At 44.1% G+C, this 21,804-nt stretch carries 19 protein-coding genes; 10 read left to right on the forward strand and 9 right to left on the reverse strand.

What is annotated here, in order from left to right:
* Positions 1-52: 52 nt before the first annotated feature.
* Positions 53-1,072 (reverse strand): NAD(P)H-dependent flavin oxidoreductase, encoded by a 1,020-nt coding sequence (locus tag PGH26_RS14400; RefSeq protein ID WP_323691727.1) that lies wholly within the window; start codon positions 1,070-1,072, stop codon positions 53-55.
* 32 nt (positions 1,073-1,104) lie between these two features.
* Positions 1,105-1,302 (reverse strand): YwbE family protein, encoded by a 198-nt coding sequence (locus PGH26_RS14405; protein WP_323691728.1) that lies wholly within the window; start codon positions 1,300-1,302, stop codon positions 1,105-1,107.
* 218 nt (positions 1,303-1,520) lie between these two features.
* Here PGH26_RS14405 and PGH26_RS14410 point away from each other — a divergent pair, with 218 nt between their 5' ends.
* Both PGH26_RS14410 and PGH26_RS14415 read left to right on the forward strand, forming a co-directional pair.
* Positions 1,521-1,973 (forward strand): MarR family winged helix-turn-helix transcriptional regulator, encoded by a 453-nt coding sequence (locus tag PGH26_RS14410; RefSeq protein WP_323691729.1) that lies wholly within the window; start codon positions 1,521-1,523, stop codon positions 1,971-1,973.
* A complete protein-coding gene (locus PGH26_RS14415) occupies positions 1,970-4,624 on the forward strand; it encodes an MMPL family transporter (RefSeq protein WP_323691730.1) in 2,655 nt (884 codons plus the stop codon). The genes PGH26_RS14410 and PGH26_RS14415 overlap by 4 nt, the downstream gene beginning before the upstream one ends.
* Before the next feature lie 150 nt (positions 4,625-4,774).
* Here the strand turns inward: PGH26_RS14415 and PGH26_RS14420 are convergent, their stop codons facing one another.
* From PGH26_RS14420 to PGH26_RS14445, 6 genes are all read right to left on the reverse strand, one after another.
* On the reverse strand, positions 4,775-4,963 hold the full coding sequence (locus PGH26_RS14420; RefSeq protein ID WP_323691731.1) for a DUF4083 domain-containing protein: 189 nt from the start codon (positions 4,961-4,963) through the stop codon (positions 4,775-4,777).
* A 96-nt stretch (positions 4,964-5,059) separates the two neighbouring features.
* Positions 5,060-5,386, reverse strand: a complete 327-nt coding sequence (locus PGH26_RS14425) for a hypothetical protein (RefSeq protein ID WP_323691732.1) — start codon at positions 5,384-5,386, stop codon at positions 5,060-5,062.
* Between the two features lie 140 nt (positions 5,387-5,526).
* The gene (locus tag PGH26_RS14430; RefSeq protein ID WP_323691733.1) at positions 5,527-6,105 is read right to left on the reverse strand and encodes a hypothetical protein; all 579 of its coding nucleotides are present in this window, start codon (positions 6,103-6,105) and stop codon (positions 5,527-5,529) included.
* 189 nt (positions 6,106-6,294) lie between these two features.
* Entirely contained in the window at positions 6,295-7,137 is an 843-nt protein-coding gene (locus PGH26_RS14435; protein ID WP_323691734.1) for a tyrosine-type recombinase/integrase, read from the reverse strand.
* A gap of 302 nt (positions 7,138-7,439) precedes the next feature.
* A complete protein-coding gene (locus PGH26_RS14440; protein ID WP_323691735.1) occupies positions 7,440-9,395 on the reverse strand; it encodes a PAS domain-containing sensor histidine kinase in 1,956 nt (651 codons plus the stop codon).
* A 163-nt stretch (positions 9,396-9,558) separates the two neighbouring features.
* Complete coding sequence (locus tag PGH26_RS14445) at positions 9,559-11,133, reverse strand: amidohydrolase (RefSeq protein ID WP_323691736.1); 1,575 nt, start codon at positions 11,131-11,133, stop codon at positions 9,559-9,561.
* A 97-nt stretch (positions 11,134-11,230) separates the two neighbouring features.
* Between PGH26_RS14445 and PGH26_RS14450 the strand changes: the two genes are divergently transcribed.
* From PGH26_RS14450 to PGH26_RS14485, 8 genes are all read left to right on the forward strand, one after another.
* Positions 11,231-11,671, forward strand: coding sequence for a YtoQ family protein (locus PGH26_RS14450; protein WP_323691737.1), 441 nt, complete (start codon positions 11,231-11,233; stop codon positions 11,669-11,671).
* 92 nt (positions 11,672-11,763) lie between these two features.
* Positions 11,764-12,576 carry a phosphate ABC transporter ATP-binding protein PstB gene (pstB, locus tag PGH26_RS14455; protein WP_323691738.1) on the forward strand — a complete coding sequence of 271 codons (813 nt, stop codon included), beginning with the start codon at positions 11,764-11,766 and terminating at the stop codon, positions 12,574-12,576.
* Between the two features lie 136 nt (positions 12,577-12,712).
* Positions 12,713-15,520 (forward strand): ATP-binding protein, encoded by a 2,808-nt coding sequence (locus tag PGH26_RS14460; protein ID WP_323691739.1) that lies wholly within the window; start codon positions 12,713-12,715, stop codon positions 15,518-15,520.
* A 13-nt stretch (positions 15,521-15,533) separates the two neighbouring features.
* Positions 15,534-16,391 (forward strand): ribosomal eL19 family protein, encoded by an 858-nt coding sequence (locus PGH26_RS14465; RefSeq protein WP_323691740.1) that lies wholly within the window; start codon positions 15,534-15,536, stop codon positions 16,389-16,391.
* A gap of 155 nt (positions 16,392-16,546) precedes the next feature.
* Entirely contained in the window at positions 16,547-17,512 is a 966-nt protein-coding gene (locus PGH26_RS14470; RefSeq protein ID WP_323693537.1) for a PstS family phosphate ABC transporter substrate-binding protein, read from the forward strand.
* A 36-nt stretch (positions 17,513-17,548) separates the two neighbouring features.
* Positions 17,549-18,502: a phosphate ABC transporter permease subunit PstC gene (gene pstC / locus PGH26_RS14475; protein WP_323691741.1), complete on the forward strand. Its 954-nt coding sequence runs from the start codon at positions 17,549-17,551 to the stop codon at positions 18,500-18,502.
* A 1-nt stretch (position 18,503) separates the two neighbouring features.
* On the forward strand, positions 18,504-19,388 hold the full coding sequence (pstA, locus tag PGH26_RS14480) for a phosphate ABC transporter permease PstA (protein WP_323691742.1): 885 nt from the start codon (positions 18,504-18,506) through the stop codon (positions 19,386-19,388).
* Positions 19,389-19,721: 333 nt separating this feature from the next.
* Positions 19,722-21,413, forward strand: a complete 1,692-nt coding sequence (locus tag PGH26_RS14485) for an IS1182 family transposase (protein ID WP_323691743.1) — start codon at positions 19,722-19,724, stop codon at positions 21,411-21,413.
* On the opposite strand, the gene PGH26_RS14490 is transcribed toward PGH26_RS14485, so the two are convergent.
* Positions 21,406-21,783, reverse strand: a complete 378-nt coding sequence (locus PGH26_RS14490) for a response regulator transcription factor (RefSeq protein WP_323691744.1) — start codon at positions 21,781-21,783, stop codon at positions 21,406-21,408. The two genes, PGH26_RS14485 and PGH26_RS14490, sit on opposite strands and share 8 nt — an antisense overlap.
* Positions 21,784-21,804 lie beyond the last annotated feature (21 nt).

Consider the following 21,804-nt stretch of genomic DNA (forward strand, 5'->3'; position numbering starts at 1 on the left):
TACTGTATTTTCCGTCATCTAAAAAGAGGAGAATGCACAAAGACATTCTCCTCTACTGCTCTTTCGATAATAATTGAGCTACAACACTATGAACCGTGCCTGCTTGCACAAGGTGGACAGCAGTTCCTGCCCACAGCGATAAAAACTCCGCATTGTTTTGGACAGCTGCTTCTTTTCTAATCCGCTTCGTTAAATCATTTTGATAAGGATAGGGTGCAATCGGAGACTGGTTCATCTGTTCAATGAATCGATTGTGAATCCCGCGTGCGGGTCTGCCTGAGAATACGTTTGTAATTACCGTATTGTCCGAATCCGCATTCAAAATTGCCTGTTTATAGGCATCCGCTGCTCCACTTTCTTCCGTCGCCAGAAGTGCTGTTCCAATCTGAATAGCAGACGCACCGCTTTTCAGCAGTTCGGTCATACGCGCATTCGTAGCAATCCCGCCAGCGGCAATGATTGGAATTCGAATAAGTTCCCGGACTTCCGCCAACAAGCCATCCATTGAAATCAACGGCCCGTCAGGATGAAATGAGCCTCTATGTCCACCGGCTTCTGAACCTTGGATGACAACCATATCCAACCCTGCTTGTTCCACCGCCATTGCCTCATCCACTGTGGTCGCAGTACCTATCAAAACGATTCCAGATTCGTGAAGTTTTTCAACAGACTCCGCATCCGGTATTCCAAATGTAAACGAACAGACTGCCGGCTTTTCTTCTAATACAACATTGATCTGGCTTTGTAAATCCGGTTCAGACAGCGGAGCTTTCCAGAACGGCATGCCAAGCTGTTCCCCTATTGGCTGAAGTGCTAAATAGGCTAATCGCAACTCTTTTTGATCAAACGGTGTATTGTCCGGTACAAATAGATTCACAGAAAAAGGTCTCTTTGTAAGTAACTTCACCTGCTGAATTGCGGTACGTGTGTCTTCAGCAGATAAATACCCCGCTCCAAGAGATCCTAAAACACCAGTTTCTGCACATGCCGCAACGAATTCAGGTGTCGTAACCCCTGCCATAGGAGCTTGAATAATTGGATGTTGAATACCTAGAGTTTGTTTGAACTCCATGATCTCCCTCCTATTCATAGTAATAGAGCTTTTTAGTTATCTAAAATGTCACATACTCTGCCGACTTGTCCATCCTCAAGACGAACTTTGATACCGTGAGGATGATGAGCTGAATTTGTCAGCAAGTCTTTGACAACGCCCTCTGTTTTCACACCGCTTCTTTGGTCTTTCTTTAAAATGACTGCCACTTTTAATCCCGGATGAATATCACTTCTGTTTTTACCGTCCATCGTTCCCACTCCTTTTCTATTAGTTTGTATACCAGTATGGATTTCCGCTGCAACCAGCGGAACTAATTAAAATATACACTACTCACATACGTGTCTCTGTAATAGTTTATCACATCTGAAGTAAGCACTAATATGGGCAGAACCAATTCAAAACTTTCTAGTTGACGTTCGATAGTTTATCCCCTAAACTAGTGAATAGTTTAGGGGGTGAACTGGTTATGAAAGAGACGTTATTAGAAGCGATTGAGTTATTCGAGGAAGTGATCATTTATGGAACTGAGCATTTCCTAAAATCAGTTCAATCGCCAATATGGAAAGAGTATTCTCCAGAGCAAATTCAAACATTGAAGTTTTTAGCTGCGTATGGCTCCTTGTCGAATAGTAAACTCGCTGATTTACAGGGTGTGCACAAAAGTGCTATTACAGCTCGATTGAAGAAACTCGATGACAAAGGATTAGTGCGGACAGAACGTTCCGAACAAGACCAGCGCGCAAAAGTGGTACGTCTGACAGATGCCGGCCAAGACATACTTGCTGCGTCCAATACGGCTATAAATGAAACAATCGCTAACCTATTTACGGATGAAATTTCGGAAGAGGAATTGGTTCAATTCGTTAGCACGTTCCGCAAACTGAAAGATATTTTACAAATGAGGGAGTATGACCAATGAAAACGATATTGAAATTCAGATGGCCGATCTTCATCGTCCTGCTCGGTCTTGCGATCGGATTACTGTTCGTTGCTCCAGATCTTGCGAAACAGGCAGAAGAAGCCGGCTCTTTCCAATTGGCCGATGACGCCGATTCACAAAAAGCTGCGGATATCTTAGAAAAAGCAGGTGCTTCAGAAGATACGCTTTCACTCGTCTATGACTTTGACAAAGCCGTTTCAGATGAAGACAAGAAAGCAGTCCAGACCACAGCGAAAGAGATTTCAGATTTAGGAAAGCCCGTGACTGCTGTCATGGATCCGTTTGAAAGCAAAGAGATTGAAGACCAACTCGTCTCTGAAGATAAAAAGACGGTGCTCGTTCCGATTACAGTAGATGGTTCAGAAGAAGAAATCATCGATCTGAGCGATAAAATCCGTTCTGAAATGCTGCCGAAAGACACAACTGTCTATTTAACGGGCGAAGCCATTATCAATAATGATGTGAACGACAGCGCGCAAGAAGGATTGAAGAAAACGGAAGTCATTACCGTTGTCCTCATCTTTGCTTTGCTGCTTATCGTGTTCCGTTCAATCGTGACCCCAATCGTTCCATTGATCGCAGTTGGGATTACCTACTTACTGAGCCAATCTCTCGTAGCATTCTTTGTGGATTGGTTCGGATTCCCGGTCTCCAACTACACGCAGATTTTCCTTGTTGCGATTCTATTCGGTCTCGGAACCGATTATTGTATCCTGCTCTTGAGCCGGTACAAAGAAGAATTGATTGAAGGGCATGAAATCCAGGAAGCGATTGTGAATACGTACAAAACCGCTGGCCGAACATTGTTTATCAGCTCACTTGCGGTATTCATCGGATTTGCCGCAATCGGATTCGCGGATTTCCCAATCTTTAAATCCGCAGTTGCGGTTGCAGTCGGAATTGCGGTTCTGATCATCGTGTTATTCACAGTTGTTCCATTGTTCATGATGCTGCTGAAAGACAAATTGTTCTGGCCAGCAAAACAAGCTACGACTCACAATGACAGTAAATTGTGGATCCGTTTCAGCAAGCTGTCGGTTTCACGTCCATTGCTCTCGATGGCAATCGTCGCTGTCATCACAGTGCCATTATTGCTGACATACGACAACGACCTTTCTTTTAATACTGTGGATGAAATTGATCAGTCGAAAGAATCCGTGAAAGGGTTGAATTTGATTTCAGAAGGATTCGGGAAAGGGGATTCTCTTCCAGTTCAGGTCATTTTGAAAGACAAAAATTCAATTGTTGATGAAAAAGACATCCCTTACTTAGAGACAATCAGCCGTAACTTGGAGAAAGTGGATGGAGTGAAATCCGTCCGTACGATTACTCGTCCAACGGGTGAACAGATCGATGATTTAAATGTCGATAAGCAGTTAGGGTTAATCTCCGATGGCTTAAAAGAAGCGAACGACGGCATTAAAAGCGTTCAAGACGGATTGGGTCAAGTCGAAGGTGGTCTGAACGATGTTGCAAGCCAGCTGCCGTCTGGAACTGAAGCATCGTCAGGCGGTGCCGGATTACGTCAGGCTGCACAAGGGATTGGGCAAATCAACGACCAGCTCGGACAAATTGCTGGAGGACTGTCGCAAGGAATGCCGGCTGCCCAGGCTGCAGGCGGTTTGAACGCACTAAGTACAGAACTCGGTAAGATTTCATCAAGTTTGAATGGTGCTGCAGGCCAGATTGAAGGGTCCGGTTCTCAGATCGGGCAGCTGAGCGAAGGACTTGGTCAACTTGCCAAAGGCGTCACTGATTCTAAAAATGGTCTCACTGAAATCAGCAAAGGCCTCACAGAAGTGACAGATATGCTGAAAGATATGAGTGAAACACCAAGTATCCGCGATACAGGAATCTACATTCCCGCAGGCACACTCGGCGAAGAAGAGTTCCAACCAGTCATCGATCGGTATACGTTTGGCGATGAAACCGGAATTCTCATGGAAGTCATCTTGAAAGATGATCCTTATGCCCGCGAATCGATTGCAACCGTACATGCGATCAAGGACAGCGTAAGAACTTCTGTCATCGGCACGCCATTTGAAGATACGGAAGTTGCATTCGCAGGGATTTCCAGCATGAACTCAGACCTTGATGATATTTCATCACAAGACTTCACCCGGACTGTGGTTATTATGCTGGTCGGACTGTTCGTCGTATTGACGATTCTATTCCGCTCCGCAATCATGCCGCTGTATATGATCGGGTCATTGCTGCTCACATACTACACAGCAATTTCCGTGACGGAATTGATTTTTGTGAATGGTCTCGGTTATGACGGCATCAGCTGGGCAGTTCCATTCTTCGGATTCATCATGCTAATTGCTCTCGGTGTCGACTATTCGATCTTCCTGCTCGACCGTTTCCGTGAAGAGAGCATCAAAGGAAGTACGATTGCCGATGCATTGAAGATTTCCATGGCGAAAATGGGGACAGTCATCATCACCGCAGCTGTCATCTTGGCCGGTACGTTCGGTGCAATGATGCCATCCGGCGTCTTGAGCCTCGTGCAGATTGCAACAATTGTCATTACAGGTCTCTTGCTGTATGGCCTCATCATTCTGCCGCTTCTGATTCCGGCGATCACCGTATCGTTCGGCCGTGGTGTCTGGTGGCCATTCCGCGGGTGATGAATAGTTAGAACATCAAAAGAATCCATTCTGAACAGTTCGTGTTCAGAATGGATTCTTTTTGTTGATTCATAGCTGGGCTATAGAAAATTCGATCATGTTGGCAAATCGATGTTCCACAAACGCGCCCGATAACTGCATTAAGCGGTTTTACTTACTCACTTTTTCGTTCTCTAACAGTTCAATAATTCTATCTAATTTTTCTTCCATATTTGCACTTTGATTTGCTTTAGTTCCCGAATTTATTAAAGTTCTTCTGATAAATAGCATAAACGATATGAAAAATAATAGTATTAGCAGAACCACAATTCCCATTAAGACAATGTTTCCTATACCCATTTGATTTCTACCTCCTACACAGTCTTTACTTCTCAAATTGGCCCTTTTGCGGTATTTGAGCGATTACTTGTGAAGCAATCACTCCTGTTAATGGATTTACTGCTTAATTAAATGGCCGTCTAATAATTGATTGCACAGTTCCACACAAAAGCCTTGTGTTTTATATCTAATCAATACTTCATTTATATCAATAAATATTCCGTTATCACATAACAAACTCTCAAATTGCAAAAATGTTAAATTCGGATCAATTTCGGCTTTTTTGTCAGGGAATGACTTGTAAACTGTTTGATTAATCTCCGTCAATTTATTACCAAGAATTTTAGCAGTAGATGTAGAAGTTAGTATTGTCTCAATAAAATCAATTTCTGTATAAGATAATCCTTTATCTTCCAACCATTCACTAGCAGTTTTGTGCGTCATATTATCGCCCCTTTTGGATGTAGATCTTAATCAATTTGGCCAGATTCTGCAATAATGGGCGCAGATCCTAATTCAAGAAAAGCGCCCGATTGCTAAAATTTTGCCCAACTAGCAAGCGACGCTTATTCATAATCAAACAACTATAAACTGGAAGATATAGATATTTTTCCTTTCGTTGCTTTAGATATATTTTTAAGCATTTCCATTACTTTATCATTTTGCAACAAACTTATTATTTTCGGATTTTCTTTATTACTAGAAGGGTTTTCTTTATTAGTGAAATCAATTACTACCTTATCTTTAGACAAAGTTTCTTCTTTATGTTTTTCGTACTCTTGCAAGTGATCTAGAAGTGTCATTTGTGATCTTTTCGCTGCTGCCTTTTCTTCCTCACTTAATGGAGTTTCAAAACGTTGTCCATTTACAACTATCCAACGCTTTTCTGAATCAACTCCTATTTCACTCCACCGACAATCAGGATTATTTGTAGTATATTCTGCGATTCTTTCAAAAGTAGATCTATCCACATAAAGCGTTGTGTCAGCCGCTGTCCCCTTATCTATGCTCAATATGTTTGTACTAATTTTATTCTTATTAGAAATTTCCACCTTATCCATTGGTGAATTTTTACTCCCGTTAGATTCCTTCGTATTATGATACATGGTATTTACATTTAGTTTATTATAATTCACGGTACTTCTCTCAGTATTAATATACATATTATTCCCCCTATGTAGTAAGAAATTATCTAGAATTGTTCGATATAAAAACTAAAATTATTCTTTGATCTGGCCCGTTTGCGGTATAGTGACTCCTTAAAGTTCTACACCGCAACCGTCATTTATACTATTCATTCAATTTTAACACATCTGCCAATAATTGAAATACTCTCCAGGTAAAAATACCCTTTAAAAGTATTTGGTGTAGAGATCGTAACTCAGTTTCCCACTTAGTTGAGCATATATTCTCGTGGTTTCACTTTTTTCGTGCCCCAGCAGGCTTTGAATCACTTCAAGCGGAGCCCCGGTATCGATCATATGCGTCGCATAGCTGTGGCGCAACTGATGGGGATGAATCGTCTTTTTAATGTCCGCCCGATTCGATATCTGTTTCACTACGTATCTTAACGAATCTATGCTCATTCGCTTAATCGGATTCCGTTCTGTAGCAAATAAGCAGGGATCCTCGTCTTTGCGTTCGTCTAAATATCGCTTTAACCAGATGGCACAGCGAACATTAAAATACACTTCCCTCTCTCTGTCCCCTTTCCCATGGACAATGACCGAGTTTCCCGCGAAGTCAATATCATCCCGGTTCAATTTTGCCACTTCACCGATTCGACAGCCGGTCGAGTAGAAAAATTCAAATAAGGCATTCTCCCTGGATGTCTGGCAGCTTTCACGGAGATGTTCAATTTCATGTTTGGTTAGGAATCTCGGAACACGCTTTCCTATCTTTGGCTCCTTTAACTTAGACGCCGGATTTTTCACAATATAGCCTTCTTCATGGGTCCATCTGAATAGTGATTTTACAAATCGTACACGGTGGCCTAAACTGGATGGTTTCAAATGTTCCGCAGCTTCTCCTAAATACTGTTTCAAGTTATCTGTTGTGATCTCTCCCATGTGGACATCTCCCAAATAGCGCGTTAACAGATCATATTGATACCCGTATGTTTTCAACGTTAAAGTTGAATAGCCTTCAATTCTTTTATCGGATTTGTATTTTTGCCACGCTTCCGATAGTAACATCGTAACCACGCTCCCCGATTATGAATTAGGTATGAATGTGTTCAAGCTGTGAAGCAATGACACCTTTTCTTTTCGGCCACATTGCATGTATGATTGCTTTGAATTATTTCCGATTATGCTCCCTCATCTTTTTAGCTTAATCCAAAATCTCTGCCATGACCATCCGGCTTGTCCATAGATGATGCTTTGTCTGAGATTTTAAAAACACTTGCAAACGGAATTCTCATGGCTGCCTCTCATACATGTCCACTTTGTAGCTGCTGCATTCCTATCAGGTCTTCTATTACACATCACACTTTCTTTTATAAATAAATATCTGAGAACTCATATTTTATCAATTCATCTCTATCCATGCTGCTCTTTCGGAATTGAGTATCATTTCTCTTATCGAATCTCTTAATAGGAAGTTCTACGGTGAATGTACTCCCTACGTCTAAAGTACTCTCTACACTTAAATTGCCTCCATGAAGTTCGGCTAAAGATTTAGCTATGGGCAACCCCAGTCCGGTCCCTTCCGCTATACGATTTAAGTTCCTATTCAGTTGCGTGAATTTATCAAAAATCGCTTCTAAATTCTCTTGCTCTATTCCTATGCCTTCATCTGTTACTGAGATCCTTACAGTGTGGTTGTCTTTTTTCACTAGCCTTATTAATATAGCTTTACCCGGAATCGAGAATTTAATTGCATTGGAAATCAGATTAAGCAGAATCCTATCAAATATATAAACATCTACTGCCATAATCAGCTCTTCGATGTCGGGGTCAAATATAATTTTTATACCTTTCGACTTTGTGTATTCTGAAACTGATTCCACAATATCATCTACAATTTCGACTACGTTGTAATTAGTTACGTTTAATTCATGAAGTCCGGAATCTAATTTTGCAATGTCCAATATATTATTTATGAGTCTGGTCAGCCTATAGCAATTTCGTATTGTGCTTTTATTAATAGATAGAATATCTTCTTTACAGTCGTCTAACGTATCATTTTCCAAATATAAATTTAACAATTGAGCACCACTGAATATTACAGTTAAGGGGGTTTTGAGTTCATGAGAGGTATTGATGAATAGTTCTTCTTGAGCTTTCAGGAGTTTCCCCATACTTTTGTTCGCTAGTTCTTCATCCGATATATCGATTCCTAAAGCAATGATCTTTTCTACCTCATTATTTTGATTGATAATTGGCTGAAAAATTGTTTTCGTATGATAGGTGATTCCATCTTTAATAAACTCTAATTTGTGCAGATACGAGGATTCAGCTTCAATCGATTTATTAATATCGCGGATTAAGTCCTCTAAATCCTCGGCTCTGTAGTAGTTAAAAAAGTTTTTACCGATTATATCCGACTCTGTTTTTATCTCTGGCCATTCTTCTTTAAATGCTTGAAATGCAAACTGATTGAGATAATTTATTTTATAGTCCTTGTGAGAAAATGACGCATAGTACATAGAAATTTCTTCTACACTTTCTTGCACCGCTTTATATTCTTCTACTTTCAATTTACCATCCTTATCTATACCATTTACGACATCTGACATATTGTTTAATATGAATTCCATTTCGCTTTTTTGCTTTTCGAGAAGTTTTCTTTCTTGAGTTTTCTCCGTAACATCATAAAAAGAAGTGACTGCATATCGTTTGGTTTCATCTTCCTTTATCACTTTTACATGGATGTCCCAATAAGTCGCTGATCCGCCAGGTCCGTTTGATTCCACCTCAAATTCATGAAATGAAGTCCCTTGTTTTAGTAAGTCCGAAATATTTGATGGGAAAGTTGGACAGTTCCCTATCGGATTCGGAGAGTCAATATCCATTAAACGCAATGTTGTGAGGTAATTTTCATCATGGCTGAGCAGTATACAATCTGGATAGCTATAGATTGCTGTAGATCCATTATCATTTGTTCCGCTGCCGCTATAATTAGTCAACAAGAATTCTAGCGCTGAATTATTCTGTTCTTCAAAGTAATAAACTTTATGGTTTTCTTCATCTAAGGTTTTAACACTGACGTTAACTTCGATTGGCATATTATCGTTATTAAAAATATAAAAATAATGTTGATTTTTCAGGTTCTGGAATGATAGCTGATGTTCAGATTTTAATAACTCGTCTAATTCTATTAGAGATATCCCTTTTAGTTCACACTCGTTATATCCTGTTAAATCCAGTAACCTTTCGCTCACTTGATAAATTTTGTTGTTTATCGTATAGAAAAATAATTTCTTTGATAAACTCTCCAAACTTTTTATCATCATAGATCACCTGCATATTTTTATTTTTTAGTTCTAGGAAAAAATAATATAGACTGCTTTTACTTATCATACCACCTCGTTTGAACTATCTAATAGTAACCAAAGAACTTAATAGTAAAAACTTCTAGTCTCATTTAAAGGCATGAGTCTAGAAGTTCAAGTTTTATTTCCCTTTATACATGATCTCTCCCGCCACAACAGTCATAACGGTTTTCGCTTTCAGCATGTCTTCACTGTCCACAGTTAACAGATCACGATCTAAAATGGTAAAATCGGCATCGAAGCCTTTTGCGATTTTCCCGCGGCTGTCTGCTTTGTCCATGGTTGCTGCACTTCCTGAAGTAAACAGTGCCACAGATTCATAACGGCTCAATTTCTCTTCCGGCAAATAGCCTCCGTGCGTTTCTCCTGGCTTGCGCCGGTATGCAGCTGCATAGATTCCGAGCAGCGGGTCCACTTCTTCAACTGGGGCATCTGATCCCCCTCCGCAGATAAAGCCGCGGTCGATTAGCTTTTTCCATGCGTATGCCCAGGCCATCCGTTCTTCTCCGAGACGGTCTTTGACCCATGGGAAATCAGATGGCACAAATACTGGCTGAATGTCGAGAATGACCGGAAGTTTCTCCAGGCGATCGACCAGCTCGTCACTCAGTACATTGACATGGATGATTCGGTCCCGCTTCCCTGCTGCCGGCGGGTTTACTTCAATTACATCCAGCAACTTTTCCAATGCTTTATCACCGATTGTATGCACGGCGACCGCTTCACCATAATGCCGTGCAAGCTCAACGTTTTTCCGGATTTCTTCATCTGTCAGTACTGCCATCCCTGAATTCTCTGGGTCATCTGAATACGGCTCGTTCAACAGTGCTGTTCGCCCCCCAAGCGCCCCGTCGATGAAGAATTTCATTTCCCCGCCGTGAATCCAAGGTTCATCATACGTCGCTTCGTCTTCCATTAGTAATTGAAAGACTGTGGAACGACGCAGCAAATGTGCACGGAATTTCAGCTTGTCCTCACCGATCACATTCCGAAACGCCTGAAGCGGGTTGCGATAGTCTTCATAATACCCAAGGTCATCCGTCACAGCGCCTGTAATTCCGCGAGCTAGCAAGTCTTCAACGGACGCCTGTAATGCACGAGTGAGTACCGCTTCATCCGGCACCGGAATAACTGCTTCTACCAGATCCGCAGCCCCTTCAAGTAATAGTCCCGTCGCTTCTCCCGACTCATCCCTCACAATCGTACCGTTACCCGGATCAGGTGTGTCTTTCGTAATACCCGCCAGTTCTAACGCTTTCGAATTGGCAAGAGCAGCGTGACGGCATGTGCGCTTTAAAAACATTGGAGACGTACTGATTGAGTCCAACTCTGAGCGGGTCACAATCCGACGGTCTAAGAAGTTATTTTCGTTCCATCCGTCCGCAGTGAACCACTCGCCTGCCGGATGATCTGCACTTGCCTCTTTCAGTCTGCCAAGCATATCTTCCGCAGAATTCACATATGACAGGTCCAATTGCAGCAGCCGGCTCCCATGCCCAATCATATGCATATGGCTATCGATGAACCCCGGATACATGACAGCCCCATGCAAGTCCACTTCATTATCTGCCTGCGTTCGTAACGTATCGAAGCTCCCTGCTTCAACAATTGTCCCATCTTCCGTTAATACAGCGTCTACCGTCTCACCCACTTTTTCCATCGTATAAATCATGCCATTATGCCAGATTGTTTTCATATCCCCATCGCACTCCTTTTCCTTATTGTACTCGCCGCGACAATTTGAGGCAATATTCTGCTACAATGAAATCACTAGACTCAAGGGGGAGATTCAAATGGAATTATCGATTTACTTAGCAGGTGAAATTCACAGTTCGTGGCGTGATGAGATTAAGGAAAAAGCAGCGGCTCTGAAGTTGCCTGTCACATTTTACGGACCTATGGAAGACCACGACCGTTCGGACAATATCGGTGAAGAAATCCTAGGCAAGCAGCACGATGCCGTTGCTAAAGATGCTGCAGCCTCGAGCTTCAATAACTTGCGGACTGAATTGCTGCTTAAGAAAAGTGACTTGGTCATCGCGTTATTCGGTGAAAAGTATAAGCAATGGAACACAGCCATGGATGCAAGTACAGCAGTTGCACTCAACAAACCATTGATATTAATACGTCCGCATGAGCATCATCATGCACTTAAAGAACTTTCTAGAAAAGCTCATGCGACTGTAGAAACACCCGACCAAGCATTAAAAGCTCTCAAATACATTTTCGAGTGATTCAACTTTACACAATCTTTACATTGCCTTCACACGCTCTCAACAATTCTTCTCTATACTGATGGAGAAGTTACAAGAGAGGGGCAGCGAGCATGACAACATTAACGAATTACCGACCCACCACTCGGTTGCGGGTTGTTGAACGAACTGAAGCGCCCGCAGCGATTTTTACAACGGCAGATTTGAATGTTTGGTATGGAGACACTCACGCACTGAAAAATATCGATTTGACCATCTTTCAAAACGAAGTAACGGCAATCATCGGACCATCCGGATGCGGGAAGTCCACGTATTTAAAAACGCTAAACCGCATGGTGGAAACCAATCCTGCTGTACGTATTTCCGGATCTGCCCAGTTTAAAGAAATGGATTTGCTGAATGCCACCGTGGAACGCTTGCGATCTGAAGTTGGTATGGTATTCCAAAAGCCAAATCCGTTTCCAAAATCAATTTATGACAATGTAGCCTATGGACCCAAATTACACGGGATTCGTAAAAAGGCGATGCTGGATGAAATCGTAGAAAACAGCTTAAAAAAAGCTGCACTTTGGGATGAAGTCAAAGATCGTCTTTCTGCCAGCGCATTCGGGTTATCCGGCGGCCAGCAGCAGCGGCTTTGCATTGCCCGTTCACTTGCAATTGAACCTTCTGTCTTACTCATGGACGAACCCACTTCCGCACTGGACCCTGTATCGACGAACAAAGTGGAAGAATTGATTGGCGAGTTAAAAAAAGATGTCTCTATTGTCATCGTTACGCACAATATGCAGCAAGCTGCACGGATTTCCGATCGCACTGCCTTTTTCCTGCATGGAGAAGTCGTCGAATATGACCGGACCGAAGTCATTTTCGAGCGTCCTTCCAGCCGCTTGACCGATGATTATGTAAATGGAAGATTTGGATGAATGATGAACAGGCTGTTCCCTTCTTACGTGAGGGAACAGCTTTTTTTATATTTTTAATTTGCAGAAAAATTCCCTACGCAAAACGTACTAGCATGGTAGAATAGGAATATCAAATTAGAAGATGACGAGGTGTACCGTGCGCAAGAAGAGCATTCGTACCTATTATATGAGAATCATTGCAGCACTTTCGATCGGATTGCTGCTATTACTTGGGGCAGCGTATTTCTACAGTACCTCCATGTTCGAGCAGCGCAGTGAAGAACTCGTTGCACAAACTGAAAAAGCAGAGGTCATCAGCGAACTCTCCGACAGCATCTCGAACCTCTTTTTTCGCACACGGGGATTTTACGCATTTAAATTCGAGCATGAATTGAAATTGGCCCATGAAGAACTTCGTAAAATCGATGCCTTAAACAATCGATTGAATTCGATTGAGTTAACAGAGGAGGAACAGCAATTCACCACGGAGATTCATGGATTCATTTCCAACTTTGAAAAGGTTGTCCTTCCGAAAGCCATAGAATTTGTAGACAACGACGACTACGAAGGCTTGCGGGAATTGTCTGGGGCTGGAACTAACCTTTCAGTCAATCAGTTCATTAAGTATGCAGACCAGTACGAACAGCAAGCACAGAACGCTCGAGATGACTTTTATCAAAAATCTGAGCGGCAGCTAAACCAGCTTTATGCAGCCATTCTATTTGTAGGCATCGCTGCACTTCTGTTCCTGATTTTCTTTAACTGGCGAGTCGTCCGTAAACTTATTTCTCCCATTGAATCCATGACAACTGCAACAGAACGCTATATGACCGATCAGGACGTCAATTACGAACCCATAGTCCGTGAAGATGAGCTCGGATCACTATCCCGTTCATTTGCTGGAATGATGGGAACAATTCAAGTGAAAGAACAAGAATTGCTGGCGCAAAACGAGGAGCTTTTGTCTCAACAAGAAGAATTGCTATCCCAGCAGGATGAATTATTCGTTCAGAAAAATCAACTTGAAGAAGCGCTCGCTGAAGCGAAACTGGCTAAAGTCCGGTTGGAGCGCTATAACGGACTGAGTCATCAGTTATCTTTCTCAGACGATGCAAAAGGAATTGCAACCTCAACTCTCAACTATTTGGATACATTGTTTGTCATTGACCAAGGCATGATCTATCTGCCTTCGACAGATCAGCACGTGTTACAAGGGTTTTCAGAAGAGGCTTATGCGAGTTATCCTGATGACCTTGCCAAAGAAGCACTTGAACGATTAAAGACAGAACCTTACTTCCAGATTGAACGGGAAAGTGAAGACGGGACGATTGCTTATGACTTTTACACAGCACCCCAGTTTACTGGACATACCTTTAAGGCCTTGTTTGTTCTAAGCAGCTCAACACGAGAATTTTCACCGGAAGATCAGGCGGATTTGTTTGCGCTTGCGAATCGAGTTTCGTTTGCTATCGACCGAATCGATCAGCATGAACTCATTAGCAGAGAGCGCCAATTGAATCAGACAATATTGGATAACCTGGAAGAAGGCATTCAATTCATTTCTATGGAAAGCAGACCTGTCCAAGTGAATCAGGCCCTTTCATTCTTAATTAATCAGCAGGCTGAAACACTTGAACAGCAGGACTGGAAAGAACGTATGGCTGAACTATCTACGAATCCAGAAGCCCTTACAACCTTCATCAATGCTTCACTCGAAGACGAGAGTACTGGGCTTGCTGAAACTGTCTATACAGTTGAAGGATCAGAGCCAAAAGTAATTACACTCTACGGATCTCCTGTACATTATGAAGGACAACGGATTGGAACGCTGTTTGTCCACCGGGATATCACCCAAGCTTTTGAAGTCGATAAAATGAAAACAGAACTCGTCTCAACAGTCAGCCATGAATTGCGCACACCTTTATCAAGTATTCTCGGATTTACCGAATTGTTGATTGGCAAAGAAATGGATAACACTCGGCGCTCCCGATATCTGGATGCAATTTATAAAGAAGCAAAACGTCTCACCTCTTTGATTAATGACTTTTTAGATGTGCAGCGCATGGAATCTGGAAACCAGGAGTACACGATGCAAGAAGTAAATATTGCAGATATTGCTCAACAGACGATTCACAATTTCCCGAACCACGAGAACCATTCGATTACGCTAGAGGCAAACGAGCATCATCCTATATGTATGGGGGATCCCGACCGTCTCATCCAAGTCTTTACGAATTTACTGAGCAACGCCATTAAATTCTCTCCTGACGGCGGGGATGTTCTTGTAAAGCTTAGCGAACAAGGGGATCATTTAAAAGTCACCATCCAGGATCAAGGTATTGGGATACCCGCGGATGAATTGAAGCATATGTTTGAAAAGTTTTATCGGTTTGACAATACGTATAGAAGAAAAATCGGAGGTACAGGATTGGGGCTTGCGATTTGCCGTAAAATCGTTGAAAAACATGGCGGCGAGATCACGGTGGAGTCGGAAGAGAATGTGGGGACTGCAGTGAGTTTTACAATTCCTATAAAGCCTGTTCAGAACCGATTGCCTGAGCGCTCTGACTTACCCGCCATCGTGGTGGTCGAGGATGATCCAAGTATCGCTTTGTTGTTAGAAGAAGAATTGAAAGCACATGAGTATGAAGTTTTCCAATTCCAAGATGTAGCCAGTTCGTTTGCCTACGCGAAAAAGAATAAGCCCGATTGTATGGTTATCGACTTAATGCTGAAAGAAGAATTGAAGGGCTGGGATTTAATCGGCATATTGAAGGATGATGCGGAGACACGCCATATTCCGATCATTATCTCTTCCGCGTTGGAACGAGAAGAAGAATTGACACGCAAGTTCGGGATCAGTCATTATATGACGAAGCCGTATCCGCTTCGTACGCTTTCTGAAACTGTTGCAACGACGTTGAAAGCAGAAGACGGGCGAATTTTATATCCAACCGTTGAGTAACGTGAGTCACTGGGTGTGCAGGAAGTTTCCTGCATCGCCTGGCGGCTTTTTTTGTGGTCGGTTACCGCGCGGGACGGGCGGGTTCGTCTCGGGAACGAGCGGGTTTGCCGCGGGAACGGGCGGGTTCCCTCCCGCAACGAGCGGGTTCGGCCCGGGAACGGGCGGGTTCCCTCGCAGAACGAGCGGGTTCGTCCCGGGAACGGGCGGGTTCCCTCGCAGAACGAGCGGGTTCGACGTCGAAACGGGCGGGTTCCCTCCCGCAACGAGCGGGTTCGGCCCGGGAACGGGCGGGTTCCCTCCCGCAACGAGCGGGTTCGTCCCGGGAACGAGCGGGTTCCCTCCCGCAACGAGCGGGTTCGTCCCGGGAACGGGCGGGTTCCCTCCCGCAACGAGCGGGTTCGGCCCCGGAACGAGCGGGTTCCCTCCCGCAACGAGCGGGTTCGTCTCGGGAACGGGCGGGTTCCCTCCCGCAACGAGCGGGTTCGTCCCGGGAACGGGCGGGTTCCCTCCCGCAACGAGCGGGTTCGTCCCGGGAACGGGCGGGTTCCCTCCCGCAACGAGCGGGTTCGTCCCGGGAACGGGCGGGTTCCCTCGTGCAACGAGCGGGTTCGTCCCGGGAACGGGCGGGTTCGGACCCGGAATGAGCGGGTTCGACCCCGGAACGAGCGAGTTCCCTCCCGCAACGGGCGGGTTCCCTCCCGCAATGAGCGGGTTCGTCCCGGGAACGGGCGGGTTCCCTCGCACAACGAGCGGGTTCGTCCCCGGAACGAGCGGGTTCCCTCCCGCAACGGGCGGGTTCGTCCCGGGAACGGGCGGGTTCCCTCCCGCAACGAGCGGGTTCCCTCGCACAACGAGCGGGTTCGTCCCCTGAACGAGCGGGTTCCCTCTCGCCGCACACCCCGGCTCCCCACCTCCCCCTCATCTTTACACAGTCTTTACACTTCTCCCATACTGCCTTTACACTCCATCCCTATACTAAAAGTTGAAAGGCACACAAAACATAAACAAAGGGGAGAACATTCATTGATCAAATCCATTAAAAACTCCATTCTTATCGGAGTGGCGGCTCTCACACTTACTGCTTGTAACGCAAAGAATGAGGAAAGCGGCACAGCTTCCGCCAATGCATCTGCGGAACTTGAAGGCAGTGTTCTCATCGATGGCTCTGGAACGGTTTATCCGCTCATGGCGAAACTCGCTGAAAACTACATGTTAGAAGAACAAGAGGGTGTATCTGTAGAAGTGAGCCGTGCTGGAACAAGTGCTGGATTCAAGAAATTCCTTGTGAAAGATGGAACAGATTTCAATGATGCTTCTCGTAATATAAAAGATGAAGAGACTCAAGCGGCAGAGGATGCGGGAATTGAAGTGAAAGAACTCAAACTCGCACTGGATGGTCTCACATTCGTTGTCAACAAGGACAATGACTGGGTGGATCAGCTGACACCTGAACAACTCATTAGCATTTTCACAGCAGACAGTGACATCACTAAGTGGTCGGATCTGGACCCTTCTTGGCCAGACGAAGAAATTAAAGCCATGGGACCTAATGAAAACCACGGAACTTACGAATTCTTCTATGAGAAAGTTTTAGAAGAACAAGATTTAAAGCCTTCTGTCAATTTGCAGCAAGACTACTCGACTCTCGTCACACTTGTCTCTGAAGACAAGAATGGTATCGCATTCTTCGGATTTGGATACTATGCAGGCAACCAAGAGAAGCTTCAAGCAGTACCTGTCGACTTTGGGAACGGTCCCGTTGAACCATCCCTTGAAACAATTGCTGAAGATGGCGATTATGCAACTTTCACTCGCCCCGTCTTTACGTATTTGAATGTAGGGCATGCAAAAGAAAAGCCTCAAGTACTTGATTATGCTAAATATGTGTTAGAGAATGCCAACAAGATGGCTGGGGAAACTGGGTTTGCTCCAATTCCTGAAGCTGAAAGTAAAGAGAACTTGGATTTCTTGAATACACTGGGTGATAAGTAAGATACCGCCATTCATCGCAGAAAAGGAGGAGAGGCTATGACATCTCCATTCCCAGCAGGCTCAAGCAGCAACAGTATCCGTGACCTCATCCGTCACAATCAAAACCAGAAGACCTTCAGAAAAACGCTTGAAACGTATATTCCGCGATTTCTGTTCTTGCTTGCTTCCCTATCCGTCTTTACGACGGTAGGGATTCTCATCATTCTGATGACCGAAACCATTGAGTTTTTCAAAGCAGTTCCGATAATCGAGTTCTTTACAGGAACTGTGTTGAAACCACTGAGTCAAACACCGGAATACGGGATACTCCCGCTTGTAATGGGGACCCTTGTTTCATCTGGAATTGCAATCTTGGTTGCAGGACCAATCGGTCTTATGGCAGCCATCTATTTGAGTGAATATGCGTCTAAACGAGTTCGAAGCATTCTAAAGCCTTCACTAGAACTATTGGCCGGCGTCCCTACGATCGTCTACGGATTCTTTGCATTCACATTTGTTACGCCTTTGCTCCGTCAATGGATTCCCAGTCTTGAAGCAACGAATATCTTAAGTCCCGGTTTGGTAATGGGTGTGATGATCATACCGATGATTGCTTCGCTTTCAGAAGATGCGATGCGGTCTGTACCTGAAGCTATGCGTGAAGGTTCTGCAGCACTTGGTGCCACTAAATTAGAAACGGCAGTGAAAGTAGTCGTGCCGGCTGCGCTTTCCGGTATTATCGCTTCCTTCGTTCTCGGTATATCACGTGCACTCGGGGAAACGATGATTGTTGCCATTGCCAGCGGCAGTTCCAAGAACTTTACGTTCGATATTACAGAGTCCATGCAAACGATGACCGCCTATATCGTTGAAGTCACTAGCGGTGATGCAGCAGCAGGTTCTACTGTTTACTACAGTCTTTATGCGGTCGCAATGACTCTATTTGCAACAACATTACTGATGAATTTACTTGCAGGAAAAATCGCACGCAAGTTTCGGGAGGTCTATTAAAATGCTCCATACCCGACAGCCGTCCAGTCCATCCAGAATTCGTTACCGACTGCTCGCAGACCGTTCGGCTAAAATTCTCTTTGGTGCAGCTGCTCTGTTTGGAATCCTCATCATGGGGATCTTGCTGGTCAGAATCACATCTGAAGGATTAAACTGGCTTTCACTGGATTTTCTAACAGGACGTTTTTCCACCTCTCCTGAAAAGGCAGGAATTATGGGAGCCGTACTCGGTACATTTTGGCTGCTTGCCGTTGTTGTTCCTGTAACCATGGTGGTCGGAATCGGTTCAGCCGTTTACTTGGAACTCTATTCAAAAAGCGGCAGGATCCGAACGTTTATACAAACCAACATCGGCAATCTCGCAGGCGTCCCTTCCATCGTCTATGGAATTCTAGGATTAACCGTTTTTGTGAGAGCCCTCGGGTTCGGAAGTGTTGTGCTAGCGGGAGGACTGACTTTATCACTGCTGATTCTTCCAATCGTTATAGTCGCCGCACAAGAAGCGCTTCGGTCTGTACCCAGTCAGCTTGGTGATGCCTCTTATGCGCTGGGGGGATCGAAGTGGCAAACCATCCAATCCGTCATTTTACCCGTTGCACTGCCTGCTATTCTAACTGGAGCCATTTTAGCCCTATCCAGAGCCATAGGAGAGACGGCCCCACTTGTCGTTCTTGGCATACCGGCGTTACTCATTCCGTTTCCAGGAGGAATTTTAGATCGATTCACGGTGCTGCCGATGCAAATCTACTACTGGACTTTGGATGCAGCACTCGTCGCAGATTATGCGCATCTTGCCGCAGCTGCCAGTATTGTATTGCTCATCAGCTTATTCATTTTGAATGGATCTGCCATTTACTTAAGAAACAAATACAGTATGAAAGCATGAAAAAAACGAGGCTGGGACAAAACTAAAATATAGTCCGTTCCCCTGCGCTCCAAAAGGCACGCTTTCCGCGGGGCGCGCTTGAGCCTCCTCGTACGCTATCGCTTCCTGCGGGGTCTCAACATTCGCGCTAAATCCCACAGGAGTCGGCCTTTTTCTGCTCCGGTACACTCTGATGGTCTAAAAATAGTTGCTAACAACTGATATAGTAAAATAAAAAAGAACGAATCCTAAGGAATTAACCTGGGGATTCGTTCTTTTGGAATTTTAGATAGGAAAATAGGAAGACACTCTGTTAAAATAGATTCACCACAAACCATTTAAGGAGGTCTTCCTATGTTTAAAAAGTATACCATGAATCAATTAATTTTGCCGCTCGATATGGAAATGAAGTTACAGAAAGATGATATTGCCTACGCTGTGAATGAGCTCGTGGAGTCGATCCCTGGAGAAGCCTTCACAGGCTTTTTGCGTGAAACTGGCTGTCCCGCCTATCACCCACGCATGATGATGAAGGTTTTGCTCTGCGCTTACACACAATCTGTGTTTTCCGGTAGGAAGATTGAAGGGCTATTGAAAGATAGTGTCCGGATGATGTGGCTAGCTCAGGGATACGAACCAACTTATCGCACGATTAATCGCTTTCGGGTTCACCCCGAAGTGAAAGAACTTCTACGTCAATGCTTTGTGCAGTTCCGCTGCCGACTTGTCGAAGAAAAGCAAATTGATGAAGAAGCCATCTTCATAGACGGAACGAAGCTCGAAGCGAATGCGAATAAGTATACGTTTGTTTGGCGCAAAGCCGTTGAAAGATACAGTGCGAGCCTGATGGAAAAATCAAATCAGATGTATGAGGAACTTTTGGCAAAGAACATCATTCCGGAAATCGAACGAGAAAGTTCGGACGAACTTACCACGAACGACCTGTCCAACATCCTCAACAAGCTGGAAGATACGGTACAGATCTACGATGAAAAAATTGAAGAAAGTGAAGATACAGAAGTTCGAAAAGAGCTCCGGTCGCAACGTAAGGAACCAAAACAGTATCGGAAAAAGTTCCAGGATTTTTTACAACGTAAAGAAAAATATCGGATTCACATGGAAATTTTCGGAGACCGTAACAGCTATTCCAAGACGGATTATGACGCCACCTTCATGAGGATGAAGGAGGATCATATGAGGAATGGTCAGCTCAAGGCAGGCTACAATGTACAAGTAGCAACAGAAGGACAGTATGCGCTAGCTTACGATATCTACCCAAACCCAACAGATACACGAACACTCATCCCGTTTCTTAATCTCATCGAGAAAGACTACTTCGAGCTGCCGGAGTACATCGTCGCAGATGCTGGTTATGGCAGTGAACAGAACTATGGAGATATCCTTGAAAACAGAAAGCGTACCCCATTAATCACCTACAATCAGTATCGGAAAGAAAAGACAAAGAAATACAAAGAAGATCCGTTCAACACAATGAATTGGGCTTATGATGAGGATGCAGATTCCTACACTTGTCCGAATGGCCGTAGGCTAGGATTTAGCTATTTTTCAAAACGTACCGACAAATACGGATTCACACGCGAATACAAAGTATATGAAAGTGATGATTGTTCCGATTGTCCATTGCGCTCCCTTTGTACGAAAGCGCATGAAGGCAACAACCGGAAATTATATATCAATGAAAAATGGGAAATGCATAAAACAATCATTCGAGCGAAGCTTTCAGAAGAGAAAACAGGTTCACTCTACGGTCAACGGAAAATCGACGTAGAACCAGTTTTTGGATTTCTGAAGGCGAATTTGGCGTTCACTCGTTTCTCTGTGAGGGGAAATGAGAAGGTGAAAAATGAAATGGGCTTCGCATTCATGGCCGTGAATTTGAGGAAATACACGGCCATAAACAACATTCACGCATCAACAAATGGAAAGAATACAAGAAAAAAAGCGAGTGTTCACCAAAAATCGGTGAACACTCGCTTTTTGTTTCAATTTGACTGGTTATGTCCCAGCCTCGTTTTTTTCAGTTAGATGGACTATCCAATACTTGTTTAACCAGCGTCACAAGTTCAGAAGGGCTGAAGGGCTTCGGCATGAAGTAATCCGCTCCGAAATGGGCAGCTAAATCACGATCTGATTGTTGCGCTTTGGCAGTCAGCATAATAATCGGAATTCCAAGATTGAGCGGCTGTAAGCGTTCCAAGACCTCTGGCCCTGTTAACCTCGGCATCATATAATCTAGCAAAATGGCATCGAATTGGCCAGTTGCCGCCTTATCAAACCCTTCCTGTCCATCTTGAGCTTCTTCCACCGTATACCCTTCAAAAGCGAGCGTATCAGCGATTAACATCCGTAAAATTTCTTCATCATCGACCACCAATATCTTCTTGCCATCTTCCATGAGCAATCCCCCTGGTGCAGT

This window comes from Sporosarcina jeotgali (assembly GCF_033304595.1).
GTDB lineage: Bacteria > Bacillota > Bacilli > Bacillales_A > Planococcaceae > Sporosarcina > Sporosarcina jeotgali.